18 protein-coding genes and 1 pseudogene are annotated in these 17,347 nt (G+C 62.8%); 9 read left to right on the top strand and 10 right to left on the bottom strand.

The genetic code is table 11. The features are described from left to right. Positions 1–254: 254 nt before the first annotated feature. Positions 255–725, top strand: coding sequence for a sterol desaturase family protein (locus tag IAE36_RS11465; RefSeq protein WP_201212460.1), 471 nt, complete (start codon positions 255–257; stop codon positions 723–725). A 3-nt stretch (positions 726–728) separates the two neighbouring features. On the opposite strand, the gene IAE36_RS11470 is transcribed toward IAE36_RS11465, so the two are convergent. Then, the gene (locus IAE36_RS11470; RefSeq protein ID WP_201212462.1) at positions 729–1,628 is read right to left on the bottom strand and encodes a bile acid:sodium symporter family protein; all 900 of its coding nucleotides are present in this window, start codon (positions 1,626–1,628) and stop codon (positions 729–731) included. A gap of 181 nt (positions 1,629–1,809) precedes the next feature. Here IAE36_RS11470 and IAE36_RS11475 point away from each other — a divergent pair, with 181 nt between their 5' ends. From IAE36_RS11475 to ku, 6 genes and pseudogenes are all read left to right on the top strand, one after another. After that, positions 1,810–2,691, top strand: coding sequence for a Dyp-type peroxidase (locus IAE36_RS11475; RefSeq protein WP_201212568.1), 882 nt, complete (start codon positions 1,810–1,812; stop codon positions 2,689–2,691). A 91-nt stretch (positions 2,692–2,782) separates the two neighbouring features. Beyond that, positions 2,783–3,688 carry an aldo/keto reductase gene (locus tag IAE36_RS11480; protein ID WP_201212464.1) on the top strand — a complete coding sequence of 302 codons (906 nt, stop codon included), beginning with the start codon at positions 2,783–2,785 and terminating at the stop codon, positions 3,686–3,688. A 4-nt stretch (positions 3,689–3,692) separates the two neighbouring features. Further along, complete coding sequence (locus IAE36_RS11485; RefSeq protein WP_201212466.1) at positions 3,693–4,976, top strand: NTP/NDP exchange transporter; 1,284 nt, start codon at positions 3,693–3,695, stop codon at positions 4,974–4,976. Positions 4,977–5,180: 204 nt separating this feature from the next. Further along, a pseudogene (locus IAE36_RS11490) lies at positions 5,181–5,300 on the top strand (general stress protein); the annotation flags it as partial. Between the two features lie 126 nt (positions 5,301–5,426). Next, positions 5,427–6,014, top strand: a complete 588-nt coding sequence (locus IAE36_RS11495) for a 5'-methylthioadenosine/S-adenosylhomocysteine nucleosidase family protein (protein WP_201212468.1) — start codon at positions 5,427–5,429, stop codon at positions 6,012–6,014. An 81-nt stretch (positions 6,015–6,095) separates the two neighbouring features. Next, positions 6,096–6,956 carry a non-homologous end joining protein Ku gene (gene ku, locus IAE36_RS11500; protein ID WP_201212470.1) on the top strand — a complete coding sequence of 287 codons (861 nt, stop codon included), beginning with the start codon at positions 6,096–6,098 and terminating at the stop codon, positions 6,954–6,956. 5 nt (positions 6,957–6,961) lie between these two features. On the opposite strand, the gene IAE36_RS11505 is transcribed toward ku, so the two are convergent. Genes IAE36_RS11505 through ligD form a run of 5 tightly spaced genes read right to left on the bottom strand, consistent with a single transcriptional unit; the run spans position 6,962 to position 12,545 of the window. Then, entirely contained in the window at positions 6,962–7,621 is a 660-nt protein-coding gene (locus IAE36_RS11505) for a glycosyltransferase (protein WP_201212472.1), read from the bottom strand. Then, on the bottom strand, positions 7,618–8,217 hold the full coding sequence (locus IAE36_RS11510; RefSeq protein WP_028634018.1) for a class I SAM-dependent methyltransferase: 600 nt from the start codon (positions 8,215–8,217) through the stop codon (positions 7,618–7,620). Before IAE36_RS11510 ends, IAE36_RS11505 begins: the two co-directional genes overlap by 4 nt. 11 nt (positions 8,218–8,228) lie before the next feature. Next, a complete protein-coding gene (locus IAE36_RS11515; protein WP_028634017.1) occupies positions 8,229–8,984 on the bottom strand; it encodes a PIG-L deacetylase family protein in 756 nt (251 codons plus the stop codon). Then, positions 8,981–10,024, bottom strand: a complete 1,044-nt coding sequence (locus IAE36_RS11520) for an acyl-CoA dehydrogenase family protein (RefSeq protein ID WP_201212474.1) — start codon at positions 10,022–10,024, stop codon at positions 8,981–8,983. The genes IAE36_RS11515 and IAE36_RS11520 overlap by 4 nt, the downstream gene beginning before the upstream one ends. A 31-nt stretch (positions 10,025–10,055) precedes the next feature. Further along, on the bottom strand, positions 10,056–12,545 hold the full coding sequence (gene ligD, locus IAE36_RS11525) for a DNA ligase D (protein ID WP_201212476.1): 2,490 nt from the start codon (positions 12,543–12,545) through the stop codon (positions 10,056–10,058). A 145-nt stretch (positions 12,546–12,690) separates the two neighbouring features. On the opposite strand from ligD, the gene IAE36_RS11530 reads away from it, so the two are divergent. Further along, positions 12,691–13,155, top strand: a complete 465-nt coding sequence (locus IAE36_RS11530) for a hypothetical protein (RefSeq protein ID WP_060483389.1) — start codon at positions 12,691–12,693, stop codon at positions 13,153–13,155. Continuing rightward, positions 13,152–13,376, top strand: coding sequence for a metallothionein (locus IAE36_RS11535; protein ID WP_028634013.1), 225 nt, complete (start codon positions 13,152–13,154; stop codon positions 13,374–13,376). Before IAE36_RS11530 ends, IAE36_RS11535 begins: the two co-directional genes overlap by 4 nt. Positions 13,377–13,455: 79 nt before the next feature. Here the strand turns inward: IAE36_RS11535 and IAE36_RS11540 are convergent, their stop codons facing one another. The 4 genes from IAE36_RS11540 to IAE36_RS11555 are packed head-to-tail and all read right to left on the bottom strand — an operon-like array spanning position 13,456 to position 17,307. Then, complete coding sequence (locus tag IAE36_RS11540) at positions 13,456–14,409, bottom strand: lysylphosphatidylglycerol synthase domain-containing protein (RefSeq protein WP_201212478.1); 954 nt, start codon at positions 14,407–14,409, stop codon at positions 13,456–13,458. Further along, on the bottom strand, positions 14,409–15,611 hold the full coding sequence (gene clsB / locus IAE36_RS11545) for a cardiolipin synthase ClsB (RefSeq protein WP_028634011.1): 1,203 nt from the start codon (positions 15,609–15,611) through the stop codon (positions 14,409–14,411). Before clsB ends, IAE36_RS11540 begins: the two co-directional genes overlap by 1 nt. Beyond that, entirely contained in the window at positions 15,608–16,393 is a 786-nt protein-coding gene (locus IAE36_RS11550) for an endonuclease/exonuclease/phosphatase family protein (protein WP_028634010.1), read from the bottom strand. Before IAE36_RS11550 ends, clsB begins: the two co-directional genes overlap by 4 nt. Beyond that, on the bottom strand, positions 16,390–17,307 hold the full coding sequence (locus tag IAE36_RS11555; protein ID WP_201212480.1) for a DUF72 domain-containing protein: 918 nt from the start codon (positions 17,305–17,307) through the stop codon (positions 16,390–16,392). The genes IAE36_RS11550 and IAE36_RS11555 overlap by 4 nt, the downstream gene beginning before the upstream one ends. Between the last annotated feature and the right edge of the window lie 40 nt (positions 17,308–17,347).

The raw sequence follows: 17,347 nt of genomic DNA on the forward strand, positions 1-17,347 counted from the left end.
GTTGAAGCGCTGCCGGACTAGCGTGCCGCGTGGGCCTGTCGCAAGCGACTGGGGCTACTGTCCAATGCAGGACTCCTGTTCAGGGATGCAAAATTGCGGCGGGGACGTTACGCCGCAGGGCAAGGCAGGTCAAGGGTAAAAACATGACAATGGCTTCATCGGGAAAACCCCTACAGCATGCAGCGACTACGTGGAAAAACAGCGCACCAATCGGTAACCTTCCCCTCTCTCTTGCACACATCGCGGAATGCTTCATGTTGCTCAACATCGCCATCCTGCTCGGCACCCTGGTGGCCATGGAAGGCGTCGGTACGCTGGCCCACAAGTACATCATGCATGGCTGGGGCTGGTGGCTGCACCGCTCCCATCATGAGCCCCACCTGGGCATGCTGGAAACCAACGACCTGTACCTGCTGGCCCTGGGGCTGGTGGCCGCCGCGCTGGTGGCGATCGGCAAGGCCGGGTACTGGCCGTTACACTGGGTGGGCGGCGGCGTGGCGGCCTATGGGGTGCTTTATGTTGCCGCCCACGATGGCCTGTTCCACCGGCACTGGCCGCGCAAACTGCGCCCCATGGGCCGTTACCTCAGGCGCCTGCACCGCGCGCACCGCCTACACCATGCGGTAAAGGGGCGCGAGGGCAGTGTCTCGTTCGGGTTCTTCTATGCACCGCCCTTGCAGGTGCTGGTGCGCCAGCTGCGACGTAACAGGCGCCCGCGCAACTGAACGCTAGACGCGCTCACCCGTGCCCGCAGCCGCTTCTGGGCTGACATGCCCACGGCTCACCCACCAGCCGAATGCGGCTGCGGTAAAGAACATGATCAGGCTGTACAAGGCTGCCGGCACGGCCATTGTCGCGTTGTTCAGCAACGAAGGGCTGAGGGCCAGGGCAATGGCCAGGGTGCCGTTGTGAATACCGATTTCCATGCCAATGGCGATAGCCTGGCGCTTGGGAACATGCAGCCAGCGAGGCACCCAGTAGCCCACCGCCAGGCTGAGCACATTGAACAGCAGCGCCGCCAGGCCCACCACGGGTGCGTACTCCACCACGGTCTGCCAGTCCTTGGCCAAGGCAAGCACGATGGTGAACGCCAGAAACAACGCCGCCACGATCTTCATCGGTTTTTCCATGCGCGCAGCGAATGCCGGCGCAACATGGCGGATCAGCATGCCCAAGGCCACGGGCAGCAACACGATCGCAAACACCTGCAACACCTTGGCAAATTGCAGCGGGATCGCCTGGTCAGAGGCCATGAACCAGCTCAGCGACAGGTTGACCAGCAGCGGCATGGTGAGGATCGCGATCAGTGAATTGACCGCTGTCAGGGTAATGTTCAACGCCACGTCGCCGTGCGCCAGGTGGCTGAAGAGGTTGGCGGTGGTGCCGCCCGGTGACGCCGCCAGCAGCATCAAACCGACCGCCAGGGCGGCCTCCAGGCCCAGGCCGTTGGCGATCAGGAAACACGCTGTCGGCAACAGCACGATCTGGCAGGCCAGGCCGATCAGCACCGGCTTCGGGTATTTCACCACACGGGCAAAATCGGCCAAGGTCAATGACAGGCCTAGGCCAAGCATGATAATGCCCAGGGCCAGCGGCAGAAAGGTGGTCAGCAGAGGGGAGGCGGTCATGGCGCAGTCTCGGGCCGGGGATGCCGAGCAGTTTAGGTGGCGCCGACCTGATAGCTAATTGCATATGGCCAGCTTTGGTAACCATTTGTTACCGTGATCCCTTCACCCGCGCGCTTAACGCGCATTGCAGTAACCCAGGGTGCGCAGTAGCATGCGCGCTTTTACCCAGGACTCCCCCTTCATGCCGTTCCAGCAAGGTCTGCTCGCCACGCCCGTCCCCGTGCATGCTCGTCACCTGTTCTTTTCGATCAACTCCCCAGGCGCCATACCTGCGGCGCTCGATGCACTGCTCAATGAAGTGGATGGCTTGCGTTTGACGCTGGGGGTCGGCGCACCGTTGGCCAAGGTGCTGAACGCCCGCATCGAAGGGCTTGAGCCATTCCCCGTGCTGGACGCTGCCGTGGAGAATCCGAGCACCCAGCATGCCCTGTGGCTGTGGCTGCGCGGCGAAGAGCGGGGCGACCTGTACCTGCGGGCCCAGGCGCTGGAGCAGTTGCTGAGCCCGGCGTTCAGCCTGGTTGACCATGTGGAGGGCTTCCTGCACCAGGGAGGGCGTGACCTGACCGGGTACGAAGATGGCACTGAAAACCCCAGCGATGACGATGCCGTGCACGCCGCGATCCTTGCCGAGGGTGTGCCGGGCCTGAAAGGCTCCAGCTTCGCCGCCTTCCAGCTGTGGAAGCACGACCTGCAGTATTTCAAGGCGCTGCCCCAAGAGGTGCAGGACAACATCATTGGCCGCCGGCTCAGCGACAACGAAGAGCTGGATGATGCCCCAGCGTCAGCCCACGTGAAACGCACGGCGCAGGAAAGCTTTGCACCCGAGGCGTTCATGGTGCGCCGCTCGATATCCTGGGCCGATACTCGGGGTGCGGGCCTGGCGTTCGTGGCACTGGGCAAGTCCTTTGCGGCTTTTGAGGTGCAACTGCGGCGCATGAGCGGGTTGGAGGACGGCATTATCGACGGCCTGTACCGCTTCACCCGGCCGCTGACCGGCGGCTACTACTGGTGCCCACCCATGGGCGAGGCGGGTGTGGACCTGCGCCTGCTGTTGCAAGGCTGATACGTCAAACATTCAGACACACATCTAGGCGCATCCGACGGTTTCAGGGGCTAGCCTGTGGGGGACACCGCTTCCTCAAGAGGGCCTGACCATGTACGCACGCCGCGATGTTCTGCGCGCCGGGGCGGCTATTAGCCTTATGGCGGCCGCACCGTGGCTGGCCGCCGCGCCCCAAGGCCTGCTCACACGCAAGATACCCGCCACCGGTGAAGCACTGCCCGCTATCGGGGCCGGCACGTCTGGGAGCTTTGAAGTAGAGCCGGGTTCTACGGCCTATCGCCAGCTTGAACAGGTGCTCTCGGCGTTCTTCCAAGGCGGCGGCCGGGTCATCGACACGTCGCCGAACTACGGCGGCGCCGACGCTATCCTGGGGCAACTTCTGGAAGAGGGCGGTTGGCACCGCCAGTGCTTCATCGCCACCAAGATTGCAGCCGACAGCCTCGCCGCAGCCCAGACCCAGTGGGCACAAACCCTGCGTAGCCTGCGCACGGAAAAGGTCGACCTATTGCAGGTACACAATTTGCGCGACTGGAAAACCCAGTTGCCCTATGCCCGCGAACTCAAGCAACAGGGCAAAACCCGCTATGTGGGCATCACCCATTACCTGAACAGCGGGCATGAGGAGGTTGCGGCCATCGTCCGCAGCGAGCCACTGGATTTCATCCAGGTCAACTATGCAGTCAATGCCCCTCAGGCAGCGAAGACCCTCTTGCCACTGTGCCGCGACAAAGGCGTAGCGGTGCTGATCAACCGGGCCTTCGACGATGGCCGGCTGTTCGCCCAGGTCAAGGACCAGCCGCTGCCAGGGTGGGCCCAGCAGGCTGGTATTGGCAGTTGGGCGCAGCTGTTCCTCAAGTTTGCGACCAGCCACCCAGCGGTCACCGCCGTAATCCCGGCAACCGGCCGGCCAGATCGCCAGCTCGACCAATTGAAAGCGGGTCATGGCCCATTGCTGACCCCGGCGCAGCAACAGGCGCTGATTCAGCAATTTGCGTGACGCGATGACGAACCTGCGGCGCCGTCTGCAACAGCTGCTCGATATCCAGCCCGGTGAAGCACCCGCAGTGCTCGCCGGCCTGCTGTTGTTCTATCTACTGTTCACCGGCTACTTCATGCTTAGGCCCGTGCGTGAAACCATGGGCATTGCGGGTGGTGTAGACAACCTGCAATGGCTGTTCACCGGGACTTTCATCGTCACACTGGTATGCCTGCCGTTGTTCGGCTGGCTGGCCTCTAAAGTATCGCGCAGGCTGATCCTGCCGTGGACCTATGGTTTTTTTGCCAGCAACCTGGTGTTGTTCGCCCTGCTCATGGCCCGGTCGCCTGATGCGGTGTGGACGGCCCGCGCGTTCTACATCTGGCTGTCGGTGTTCAACCTGCTGTGTATCTCGCTGGCGTGGAGCGTGCTGGCAGACCTCTTTTCCACTGAGCAAAGCAAGCGCCTGTTCGGCCTGCTTGCGGCTGGCGCCAGTTTGGGTGGGCTCACTGGGCCCTTACTGGGCGCATTGCTGGTGGCGCCACTTGGTCATGCCGGGTTGCTGGTGCTGGCGGCAGGCTTTTTGGTTGCAAGCATCCAGGCCACACGTTTTCTGCAGCGCTGGCGTGCTGCACAACCGATCACAAAGCGAGCGCCTATGCCGTCCCGGCAGCCACTGGGCGGTAACCCCTTCGCAGGTGCGACAGCGGTACTGCGTTCACCTTATCTGCTGGGCACTGCTCTGTTCGTCGTTTTGCTCGCCAGTGTCAGCACGTTCCTGTATTTCGAGCAAGCTCGCATCGTTAGCCAGACCTTTACCGACAGTACCCGGCAGACACAGGTATTCGGCCTGATAGACAGCTTGGTGCAAGCACTGGCGATTCTCACTCAACTGTTCCTCACAGGGCGCTTGGCTCGGCGGCTTGGCGTGGGCGTGCTTCTGGTGGCAGTGCCCATGGTAATGGCTATGGGCTTCATTTGGCTGGCGATGGCCCCCGTGTTCGCAGTATTCGTAGTGGTCATGGTTATACGGCGGGCCGGGGAATACGCACTGGTGCGCCCTGGGCGGGAGATGCTGTTCACAGTGCTACCGGCCGAAGACAAGTACAAGGCCAAGAACTTCATCGACACCGTGGTGTACCGAGGCGGCGACGCCATCAGCGGCTGGCTCAAACGTGCTCTGGATGTAATGGGCGAGCACCCTCAAGCTGCCATGCTGATCGGTGCGGCTATCGCCACCGGCTGGGCTGTGACCGGGGCATGGTTGGGCCGGCGCCAGGCCCGCCTGGACACCCCGGCACCCCACTGACCGCCACGCCAAATACCCGACGACCGCATATTTAACGCCACCGGTCCGATGGCGGCTGTTTAAAGCGAATCACCGCTGATGGCCGCACTCTGAACCCATGTACGGCACCGTTGCCGTGCATTCCGAAGTCATATGAGGTTTCAGACCATGGCCAACAAAGAGAACAGCCGCAGCGGCAATCAACAAGGCAGCCAGGGCGGTACCAAGAACCCAGGCAACTTTGCCAATGACCGTGAAAAAGCATCCGAAGCCGGGCGCAAAGGCGGCCAGCATTCCTCAAGCGACCAAACCGGTAAAGCCGGGCCCAAAGGCGGCCGTTCGTAAGTGAGGCTACGCGGTGCCGAGGTAACCCGGCACCGCGCATTACAGGTAGGCCACGACCCGCTTGCAATGCCGCCGAGTTGACTGACAATAGCCGGGCCCGTTCCTGTCGACTGGAATCAATGCCCGATGATGCTGACCCCGCTGTTCCCCCAAGTCTCGCCTGAAGACATCCTGTTTGTATTTGCACTCGAAGCCGAAGCCGGCCAAGTATTCGGCCACCTCAATACCGTATTTACCGGCATTGGCAAGGTCAATGCAGCTATCACGCTCACCCGTGCCATCACCCGCCATAGGCCTCGGCTGATCGTCAACCTCGGATCTGCCGGGAGTAAACGCCATGGCAAAGGCACTGTGGTGTGCTGCAACCGCTTCGTGCAACGGGATATGGATGTCACCCCCTTGGGCTTCGCCCGCTACGAGACACCTTTTTCGGATACCCCAGTAGTGCTTGAGCATGGCATGGCCATCTCGGGCTTACCCCTCGAAGCCTGCGGCACCGGTGACAACTTCGAAGTGAGCCACGGCGACGCACCCTATGACGTGGTAGATATGGAAGCCTATGTGCTGGCATTGATCGCCCGCAGAGAAAACATTCCTTTTGTCTGCCTCAAATATATTTCCGACGATGCGGGCAGTGAGGCGGCGAGTGACTGGGCCGTGCAGGTGCACCTGGCCGCCGAGGCCTTCAAGCGGGTGCTCTTCCAGCCCCGGTGAGCCACCGGGCGAACAGGCTAAACCTTCCCTGGCCAATGCAGTCACTTGAGTTATCGGTCAATCATTCAGGGGGCATGCTCAATGGCCAGGGCAATCTGGAAAGGCGCAATCAGTTTCGGGCTGGTGCATATACCGGTCGCGCTGAACACGGCGGTAAGCACTGAGCGAGTCGATTTCGACTGGCTCGACAAGCGCAGCATGGACCCGGTGGGCTACAAGCGCATCAACAAGGTGACTGGCAAGGACATCGACAAAGAGCACGTGGTCAAGGGTGTGGAGTATGAAAAGGGCCGCTATGTGGTTATCAGCGAAGACGAAATCCGCAAAGCCCGCCCGGAAGCCACCCAGACCATCGATATCTTCTCGTTCGTCGATGCCGGGGAAATCCCTCTGCAGCACTTCGACACGCCTTACTACCTGAGCCCCGACCGCCGGGGCGGCAAAGTGTATGCGCTACTGCGCGAAACACTGGCAAGCACCGGCAAGGTGGCGCTGGCCACCGTGGTGTTGCATACCCGTCAGCATTTGGCCTTGCTCAGACCGCTGGAGGACGCCCTGGTGATGATTACCCTGCGCTGGCCTGAAGAGGTGCGTGGCCTGGATACGCTGGAGCTGGACACCACTGTTACGCAAGCGAAGCCAGACAAGCGCGAACTGGATATGGCCAAGCGGCTGGTCAAGGACATGTCTGGGAGCTGGGCGCCCGATGAGTATCATGATGCGTTCAGGGAAACGATCATGGAGCTGGTGGAAGAAAAGGCCAGCAAGGGCAAGATCGAAACGGTCGAGAAGGGCGATGCAGGCGGCACCGAGAAAAGCGCCGATATCATCGATCTTACCGAACTGCTAAAACGCAGCCTCGGGGGGAAAGCAGCTGCGGCAACAAAGAAGAAAACCGCACCCGAGAAAAAGCCGGCCAAGCGTTCGCGCAAAGCGTCGTGAACGCGTCAGAGGGTTTCCTGCAGCCCCGTCAGATAGTCGCCAAACCCTTCCCGGGCGCGGCTCTCGCGGCGGCTGCTGGTGGCCACGCTGTGCTGCCCGCTCCAGCTGATGGCAACCCCTAACGCCTCCAGCCCCCTGACCAGTTGCACATCCTCATGTGCTGCGAGCGCCTTGAAACCACCCACCAGTGCGTAAGCATGCGCACTCACCCCCAGGTTGGCACCATGAATGTGGCGGTGCCCGTCCTTGTCGTCGTAACGGCTGTGATACAGCCGGCGCAGCGCGGCCTTCTGCCATGGCTCCCACCGCTGCACATGCACCGTCCCACAAACCACCTCCGTGCCGCATCCCAGCTGCGATACCAGCCAGTGCAACGGCACCTGGCTGTCGGCATCGGTGCAGGCCAACCAGGTGGCGCCACGGTCCAGCATCCAGGCGGCGCCGGTACGCCGGGCTTCGCCCACGTTACCGGCCTCAATCGCCACAGTTTCGATGCCATGGCGCAGCGCAACCGCGGCGGTGCTGTCGGTACAGCGGTCAAGCACCACAACGATTTCAACCCTGTGCCCCGCATCCCCGGCATATCGGGCAGCCAGCAGCGCAGCCTTGAGGCAGCGGCCCAGGCGCCGGGCTTCATTGTGGGCAGGGATGACGATGCCGATCATAAGCAGGTCTCGTCGAGGTCGACCACGCTTGGCTGGGCGGACCAGTACGCCATGATGAAATCCGCTTCCTCGTGGCAGAACAGAGGATAGAGGGGAAGGTGCTTTTCCAGCATGCGGTGTACCTCGCGGCCATCTTGAGGGCAACCTGCGATGGGGTGCTTCCAGTGGCAGGTCAGCAGCCCGCCGTCATAGGTAAGGCTGGCGACCGACTGCTCGATAACCTGCAACCAGTCTGCAGGGTCCAGGTAATAGCCCACCTCGCTCAGTACGATCAGGTCGAACTGCCCCCCAGGCCAATCCGCTGGCAAACGCGCCACCTCTGCGTGCACGTGGGGGGCCTCGGCGAGCCGGCCAAGGGTGAGCCTGATGGCGGTAGGGTCGAGGTCCTGGCACACCAGCGCTCCACAGCGCTCGGCCAGCATGACGCTGAGCTCGCCATTGGCGCACGCCGGCTCGAAGACGCGCTGGTAGCACTGCCGCGGCAGGCTGGCCATCAGCAGGTCCCGCTTGCGCTTCTCGTACCAGCGTGTTCGAAAAGCCCAAGGGTCCTCGTTCGTGGCATACAGGTCGGCGAAATACTCGGCGTCAATGCTCATGGCAGCTCCATTCACAGGAAGACCAGTTCGAAGGGTTGCAACAGGCAGTCCAGCAAGTCTGGGCGCAGCACCGGTGGGTTGCAGCCATCCGGTTCAAACTGGCTGGCGTGCGCGGCGATTGCCTTGCGCTTGCGCCCCACCTGGCCTTCATCCAATTGCAAGCGATGGGCCCGTGGCCACGGCAGGCGGGGGTCATCGGGCTGGGCCCAATGCCAGGCCCAGACGGGCACCTCGGCCAGTTGCACCTTGCGGGCAAGGGCTGCCTGGGCCGCCGCCCGGCCGACCGCTTCGTGATCGCAGTGCCCATCGCCCCGCCAGGTGGCCATCAGCAAATCGTCAGGCCGTAGCAGCTGCGTGAGGTGGCTGACCAGAAACGCTTCTTCGCGGGGCAGCTGGCCATCTTTGAGATTGAGCCGTCGCCAGTCCAGGCGGCCGGGGTCCAGGTTAAGTTGCTGCAGCGCCAGACGGCTTTCCTGAGGCCGCTGGCGGCGCAAGCGATGCTCGGTCCAGTGGCTGGACCCAGGGTGGCTGCCTTCGCCATCGGTGGCCGAGACAAGCACCAAGTCCTCCTCTCGCCCCCTGAACCCGGCCAGCAGGCCGCCGGCCATGAGAATCTCGTCGTCCGGGTGCGGCGCGATCAGCACCAGGCGCCGCCCAGGTGGACACAGCTGGTGGGCATCCAGCCACGTGGCGCGGGCCAGATGGGCGGATTGCTGCCAGGCAGACCACGGCGTGCCAGGGCTTTCTTCGATCAGGTTTTCGCTCATAACTGCCATGCTCCAGCGGGTACCTGTGTGAGTTGTTGGCCCAGTACGGCCAGGTCGCGCTCTGCGTGGCTCTGGCGGATGAACACCGGCAGGTCCGCGCTGAGCCGGGCGAAGTGGCTGCTGCGGCAGAACGGGGTGGCCCCCAGGGCCCGGCCGACGTGGCTGATAACCTGTTCGACCGCCTGTTCGACCTGCGCGCGGGTACGGCGCACCTGCAGGCTGGCATCGGCTTGCGGCTGGTGGTCGATCCAGGCGGCGCATTCACGCAGGGCTGCCTTGGCGCCGTACAACGCAGCATCCACTGCGCCCAGGTGCGCATCGGCGTGGGGGTCACGGTGCGGCTTGCTGCAGTGCTCGCGCAGGTAGCCAGCCAAGGCCTCGGCGGCGCCGTACCAACAGGCGGCGATACCGCCGCCGCCGTGCCAGAAGCCAGGCCGTGACAGGTATTGGCCGGGCTGGCCGACCAGCACGCCCGGGGTATCGTCGAACTCGATTTCAACGCTGGCGGTGGTGGCCATGCCGACCGCCTGCCAGCGTTTGCTATTCAAGCCCTGGCCGGGCTGTGGTAGCTCGATGGCGACCAATTGCGGACGCATTTCTTCGTCCCACGCCGTGATCAGCGCGTGGTCGACCTGTAAGGCACCCGAGCACCAGGCCTTGCGCCCGCCCAGGCAAACCTGGTTGCCATCCCGCGCAGCGATAACGGCCCGAGCGTCAGGGGGCTCGGCCGCCCACACGCCCCAGATTCCGTTTGCAGCGTAATGAGCGGCGCCACATTCGGCCATGATCGCCAAAGCATCGGTATGGCCCTCGTAAAGCTTCGCCAAGGCCAGATCGCACCCAGCCACTCGGGCAAGGGCTTGCCAGCGCCGCAACGTGTCGCCCTGGCCGGGCAGCGGCAACTGATCCAGATGATTGGCTTGCAGAGCCTGGAGCAGCGGCGGCAATTGCGTATCCAGGCTGAGCGGTTGCGGGCGCTCGCCGAAGGGGCGCAGCACGCGGTCCAGGTGGGTCAGGTCGAGGTCCTGCGCGGTGGTCATTGGCGTCCCTCCTTGGCTTGGTACTGGGCAATCATTGCTCCAGGCCCAATTGTCGGCGCATGCGCGCGGTAATGGACTGCCGGGTATTGCCCAGCGCTGCCCAAGGGTCGTCCACCTCGGCTAGACGCTGCGCGAGGTTGGCGATGGTCCACTGATTGGCGGCCTTGAGCTGGGCCAGTTCTTCCCGCCAGATAGGCACGGATACTGGCAGGCCTTCGCGGGCACGCAGCGAATAGGCACAGGCAGTAGTGGCACCTTTGCCATTGCGTAGGTAGTCAATGAAAATACGGCCCACCCGGTTTTTTGGGCCTGAGACTGACGTCAGCCGGTCCGGGAACAACTGGGCTAGGTAAGTCACAATGGCGTGGCTGAACGCTTTCACCTCTTCCCAGCCCGCCCGGCGCGTCAGCGGCACCACCAGATGAATGCCTTTGCCGCCGCTGGTCTTGATGAACACGGTGAGCCCTAGTTCATCGAGCAGGGTCAAGGTCAGCTGGGTAGCCTCGAGCATGGCTTTCCAGGGCAGGGCCGGGTCAGGGTCCAGGTCCAGGACGAACCGGTCCGGCTTGTCGAAGTTGCTATCGATTGCATTCCAGGTGTGCAGCTCAAGCATGTTCATCTGTACGGCCCCCAACAGGGAATCTGGCCGATTGATGACCATGGCAGCCTGGCCCGCTTCGGCCTTGTCGTAGCTGCGCAGGTGAGGGATGTGCAACTGCTCGGCGTTCTTCTGAAAGAACAGCTCACCCTCAAGCCCATCGGGGGCACGCACCAACGCCACGGGTCGGTGCTTGAGTTGCGGGATGATCCACTCACTGACAGCAGCGTAATAGTGGGCAATTTCGCGCTTGGTGACGCCCGTACTGGCGTCGATCACCCGGTCCGGGTGGGTCAGGCGCAGTTTGCCCAGATCTTCCGGTAGCTCAGTGGCTTTGCGCCTGGCGGTGCTTTTGCCGGACATGGGTTGCTCCAGGTCTATGTGGCGGGCGGGTTTATCGTGCCGCAGCCCATGGAACACCGCGTGGCGAACAATGCCGTCACGGGTCATCTGCGCGTAGGTAACTTCTGCCAGTAACACTGGTTGCAGCCAGTGAACGCCCCGCGCCTCTGCGCCAGTCGGTGGGTGGGCCAGCGCAGGCTCAGCCACCTGCAACGGTTCGAGGCGGGCAAGCAGGCTGGCCAGCGTTGCTGCGCTGAACCCGGTGCCCACCTTGCCGGCATAGCGCAGCTGATGCTTTTCACCGTCATGCAGGGCCAGGAGCAAGGCGCCGAAGCCTTTCCGGCTGCCTTTGGGGTCTGTGTAGCCAACCACTACAAACTCTTGGCGGCGACCGCACTTGAGCTTGATCCAGTCAGCGCTGCGCTTACCCAGGTAGGGGCTATCGGCGCGTTTGCCGATAAGCCCTTCCAGCCCAAGGCGACAGGCACTCTGGAGCAACGAATCAACCGGCTGATCGAAATCTGCCGAATACATCAGCCGCCCATCGGCACTGTGTTGTAGCAGCTGGTGCAGGGTGGCACGACGTTGCTGCAAGGGCAGGGGACGAAGGTCTTCACCGCCCAGGAACAGCAGGTCAAAGACGTAATAGACAATGGCATCATCCTGCTCGGTGTCGAACGCATTTTGCAGCGCCTGGAAATCGGCCACCCCCTCGGCATCGTTGACCACCATCTCGCCGTCGAGCCAGGCTGAATCCAACCCCAGTGCACGCAACGCCGCGACCTGGCCTGGCATCTTGGCGGTCCAGTCATGACCGTTACGGGTAAAAAGGCGGATATCCTCCCCGGCGACACGGGCGAGAATGCGGTAGCCGTCGAACTTCACCTCATAGCGCCATTCACCACGGGGCGCCGTTTCAACCAAGGTTGCCAGTTGTGGTTCAAGCGCTGTCGGCAGCCCGGCGCCCGTTGGCTTGCGTGCAGCCGCCTTGGCTCTCGGTTTTTTGGGCAATTTGGCTTTCGGTATCAAGGTGCGGTCACTGAGCACACTGTCGGGCTGCTCATCCACCACGACGTACTCGCTTTCGGGGCGGGCCTGGCTGTCATTGGATTTGACCAGCATCCACTGCTCTTTCTTGCCCGCCATCCGTGTGCGAAACAGGTTCCACACGCCGCCCAGCTTTTCGCCCTGCAAGCGGAAGCGCAGCTTGCCTTTGGCATAAGCCTCGGCCGGGTTGCCTTCGGGCTCCCATACGCCTCTGTCCCACACAATGACATCACCGCCACCGTAGTGGCCTTCAGGGATATGCCCCTCAAAGCTGGCGTACTCGAGCGGATGATCTTCTACGTGCACCGCCAGCCTTCGTACTTTCGGGTCCAGGGAAGGGCCTTTGGGTATGGCCCAGCTCTTCAGCGTGCCTTCAAGTTCCAGGCGGAAATCGTAGTGGAGGTGGCTGGCATCATGTTTCTGGATGCAGAACTGCAAGGCATGGGCGCGCTTGCGCTTGCCCCCTTGGCCACTGGGCTCCGGCGTGGCATCAAAATCGCGCTTGCGTGCATATTCCGCTAGGGACCTTGCCATCACTGGCTCCACACCATGAGTGTCTTGGTGTTGGGAGGCAACCGTGGAACAGGGAGTTCAATAAATCGGATAGCCCGGAAAAACTCTGAATCTTCCTGCGCCGGGCAGAGTCGACCACAAGTGAGCCACTTGAAGGAGACGCCACATGGCCAAGCCAAACGACCCCAAGCCCTACACACCCACTGAGATCGACAACATTGAAGACCGCATGGGCAGCGTGCACGAACTGGATTTCAGTGAACGCCTGGACGAGCGGCGAGGGCGGGTGGGTGATGAACGGCCTGCAGGTGACATCGAGCAGGAGTTCCCCGCTGAGCGCGTGGCCGAAAGCGGCATGACCGGGGGCGAGGCCCTGACCGACAGCCTGCACGAAGACAACGTGACCTACGATGACCTGAGCCCTGACACGCTGCTGGATGAAACCGGCGCGCGCGACCCGCACGAACCCGGCCATGGCGGCCCGGCAGATATGGAGCTTACCGAGGTGGATGCCGACGAAATTGGTGGTGGTATCGGCCTGGATGAAGCTGAACTGGCCCGCTCCGCGCCGCTGGACGGCGAGCCATGGAGCGATGATGTAGTTGACGAAGATGACCGGAGCCCACAATGAGCGAATTACGATGCGCCTGCACTGAATGTTCCTGCACGGTCAATGCCGTGCCGCAGAATGGCAAGGCCTACTGCTGTGAAGCCTGCGCCACCGGCCACCGCAGTGGCGACCCATGCCGCATGCCGGGCTGCACCTGCGGACAGGTAGCCCAGAAGAAAGAGAGCAGCGTCGATAACGCGCTCGATGAAACCTTCCCCGCCAGCGACCCCATCTCGCCCTGAGCATAGGCTGCCACGCGACCCCGCTGCTCAAAGCGGGGTCGTTAGCTGCTAGCCACTCCCCCCCCATCTGCCCCATGGCTTATGTCTGCGCAGGCTTCTCGTGCTGACGCATGGCCCTTGCACGCTTCTCCAGCACTAGGTAAGTGATCACTGCCAATACCAGGGGGATGAGGTAGTACAGCGTGCGGTAAGCCAACAGGGCTGCCACCAGGCTGCCCTGGGCTATCTGCCCTTGTAGCAGGCCAAGAAACACGGTTTCCAGCACACCCAACCCGGCAGGGATGTGGGCCACCACTCCCGCCACGCAACTGATCAGCAGAATGCCCAGAATGGACGGGTAGAAGGCCTCGTCTGGCAACAGCCAGAAGATAAGCAGCGCCATCATTGCCCAGTTGCTGGCGCCCAGCACCACCTGGCAAACCGCCAGGCGCAGCGAGGGCAAGGTGAGTTCATGCTCGCGCCAGCGCCAGGTACGCTTGGTCGCAAATCCGCACGCCAGTACATAGCCTAACGACACCGCCAGCAACAGGAAGCCGATCATCTGCAGGCCGGTCGTGCCCACTGCCCAGTGGGACGGCAGCTCTACCAGACGCAGGGCAAACACGCTGCCAGCGATCAACATGTAGCCCATCCAGTTGGTCAACAGCCCCAAGGTCAGGATGCGGGTGATGGTGGGGGTGTCCAGCCCCAGGCGCCCGTACAAGCGATAGCGCAGGGCAACACCGCCTACCCAGGTGGTGAAGTTGAGGTTGAACGCATAACACACGAACGCGATGGGCAACACTTGCCTGGCCGGCAGCCGGTGGCCGGTGTAGGCACGCGCCAGCAAGTCGTAGCTGGCGAAGATCAGGAAACTGCACAACGCCATGACCAGCCCGATCGCCAGGGTGCCGGGTTTGTAGGCCATCAGCGACTGGCGCACCTCGTTCCAGTCCAGGTTGCGCGCCAAAGTGAACAGCAGTGCCGGGATCAGAATCAGGAACAATACGGTGAATAGGCGCTTGGCCCAGGTCTGCCAACGCTTGCGCTCCATCAGGTGTTGCCCTCGTTCAAGTTGCCTTGGGTCGCCACTTCCGGTTGCTGCGGTTCCAGCCGCTTGCGGTGGGCCGGAAACCAGCCGGCAATGCGCGGGAAGTGGCGTACTGCGTGGAAGCACAAGAAAATCAACGGTGCACGCCACCAGTAGCCCCGGATCATGCGCTCCAGGGTCACAGGCTTGCACTGCTCACTGGCCAGGGACTGCAAGTGCTGGTACAGCTGCTGGTTGAAGGCGTGGTCGCGGATGAACAGGTTGGCTTCCAGGTTGAACGACAGGCTCAGGGGGTCGAGGTTGCTGGAGCCCACCGTAGCCCACTGGTCATCGACCAAGGCCACCTTGCCGTGCAGGGGGCGGCGGCAATATTCGTGTATACGCACGCCATCGCGCAGCAGGTAGTTGTAGAGCAAGCGCGACAGTGCACGTACCCAGCGCATGTCCGGCTCGCCCTGCATGATCAGCGTGACCTCTACACCCCGCCGTGCGGCGTTACGCAGTTCGCGCAGCAGCCGGTAGCCCGGGAAGAAATAGGCGTTGGCCACCACGATACGTGAACGCGCGTTGCGCAGTGCTTCGAGGTAATACGCTTCTATGGCGGTGCTGCGTTGCCCGTTGTCACGTTCCACCAGCACGGCAGTGATGTCGCCAGTGGGGGCGGTAACAGGGCGCACGTCACTCGGCGGTTCCAGCACCGGGGACATCAGCCGACGGCTCACCGCGTGCACCTGTGCGACCACGGGCCCGGTGACTTCAACGGCGTAATCCTGTTTGGCCATGGGCCCGAAATCACCGAGGTGATCGGCGCTGTAGTTGATCCCGCCAATGAAGGCGCGCTGGCCATCGATCACCACGATCTTGCGGTGCAGCCGCCTGAACAGGTTGGTCCGCATGCCTGCCAGGCGCGGTTGTGGGTCGAAGAGGTGGAAACGCACGCCGGCATCGGTCATGGCCGCAATGAAATCGGCCGGCAAATCTGCCGTGCCGTAACCGTCAGCCACCACCTCGACCCGCACCCCCCGACGGGCAGCATCCGCCAGCACCCGTTGCAGCTGCTGGCCCACCTTGTCGTCGTAGATGATGAAGGTTTCCAGCAGGATCTCCTCCCGGGCCTGGGCCATGGCCTCGAAAACCCGGGGGTAGTACGCCTCGCCATTGATCAACAGTTCGACGCTGTTGCCCTCTACCCAAGGTCGTTTCACACACTGATCTCCGCAGCCAGAGGGGCGTGGTCGGACAAGTGCGACCACGGGTAATTGGACAGCACCTGGGCCTTGGCCGGCATGCCGTTGCGCACGTAGATGCGGTCCAGCCGCAGCAGCGGCAGGCGCGCGGGAAAGGTGCGTGCCGGCGCACCGAAGCGCTCACCGAACGCCTCTACCAGCGACTGCGACAGCACCGCGTCAGCCTTCAGCCGCCAGTCGTTGAAATCGCCGGCGATGATCACGGGGGCTTTGGCCGGCAAGCGCTCCAGCAAGGCCAGCAGCAGTTTCACCTGGCTCTGCCGGTGGGCTTCCCGCAGACCCAGGTGCACGCAAATGGCATGCACCTCATCGTGCCCGGGCACCTGCAGTTGGCAGTGCAGCAGGCCGCGCTCCTCGGTGCCTTGCACGGTCACGTCGAGGTTCTGCGAGCGCAGGATCGGGAACTTGGACAGCAGCGCGTTACCGTGATCGCCATGGGGGTACACGGCATTGCGGCCGTAGGCAAACTGCGGCCACATACTGTCGGCCAGAAACTCGTACTGGGGGGAGGCCGGCCAGCCGGGGTGGCGCAGCGCGTGCTGCGCATGGCTGCCATGCACCTCCTGGAGAAAAACAAGGTCTGCACCGGTGGCCCTTACCGCCTCGCGCAGCTCCGGCAGGATGAAACGCCGGTTGAAAAAGGTAAAACCCTTGTGCACGTTAAGCGTGAGCACATTCAGCCGATGCACGGCTGTGCGGCTCTCGGCGGCGGGGTGGGGCGCAGATAGCGTCGAATTCAAAGCTCTACCTCAGGTTCAGTACCGGGTTCGGTCATCAGGTCGTGGTCCAGGTGCAGTTTTTCCAGCAGGCGCCGTGCGTCATACGGGGCGTGGACCTTTTGATCGTTATCGAAGTAGCAGTACACGTCACGCGATGCCTTGCGGGGCGGCGGGCCCGGTACGATCAGCCGTGCGTCGTCCGCCTGGTCGCCCTTGGTCCATCGCTCGATGCGGTGCTTCCAGCGGCGCAGGGCGGCAACCGTATAGCCGCTGCTGTACAGCTCCACATCGCCATGCAACCGCATGTACACGAAGTCAGCCGTAAGGTCCTCGGCATAGGGCCACTTGCCTGCGCTATCGGCCACCACCAGGGCAAGGTTGTGGGCGCGCAGCAGGTCGACGAAGGCGTCGCACATGAAACTGTCGTGGCGCACCTCCACCGCGTGGCGCAAGGGTGTATTGCCGGTGATCTCAGCACCGCCGTTGCCCTTGAGCCGTTCACTGCAGTTCTTGACACAACGCCGGGCCGCGGCCCGGTCGTGGGGCAACAGTTGGAAGAACTCGGCGAAGCGGGCTTGATCGAACTGCATGTTGGGCGGGAACTGCCACAAGAACGGGCCTAACTTGTCGCCCAACATGAGCGGCCCTGACGCAAAGAAGTTGGCCAGCGGCTCCTTGATGTCCTTCAACCGGCGCACATGGGTGATATAGCGCGGCGCCTTGACTGAAAACACGAAATCATCGGGCGTGGCCTGGGCCCAGCCAAGATACCGCTCAGGTGTTTGCAGGCTGTAAAACGAGCCGTTTATCTCGATGGTGTTCACCGCCCGTGAGGCGAAGGCGAGTTCATCGTCCTGCCGCAAGCCCTGGGGGTAGAAATCCTTGCGCCATGGGCCATAGCGCCACCCTGAAATGCCAATGCGCACGTCGCTCACGGTCCCTCCTTACTGCTTGTCGCCCCGTTCATCCATGCGA

The organism is Pseudomonas sp. S36, from assembly GCF_016647875.1.
In the GTDB taxonomy this organism is placed as follows: Bacteria; Pseudomonadota; Gammaproteobacteria; order Pseudomonadales; family Pseudomonadaceae; genus Aquipseudomonas; species Aquipseudomonas parafulva.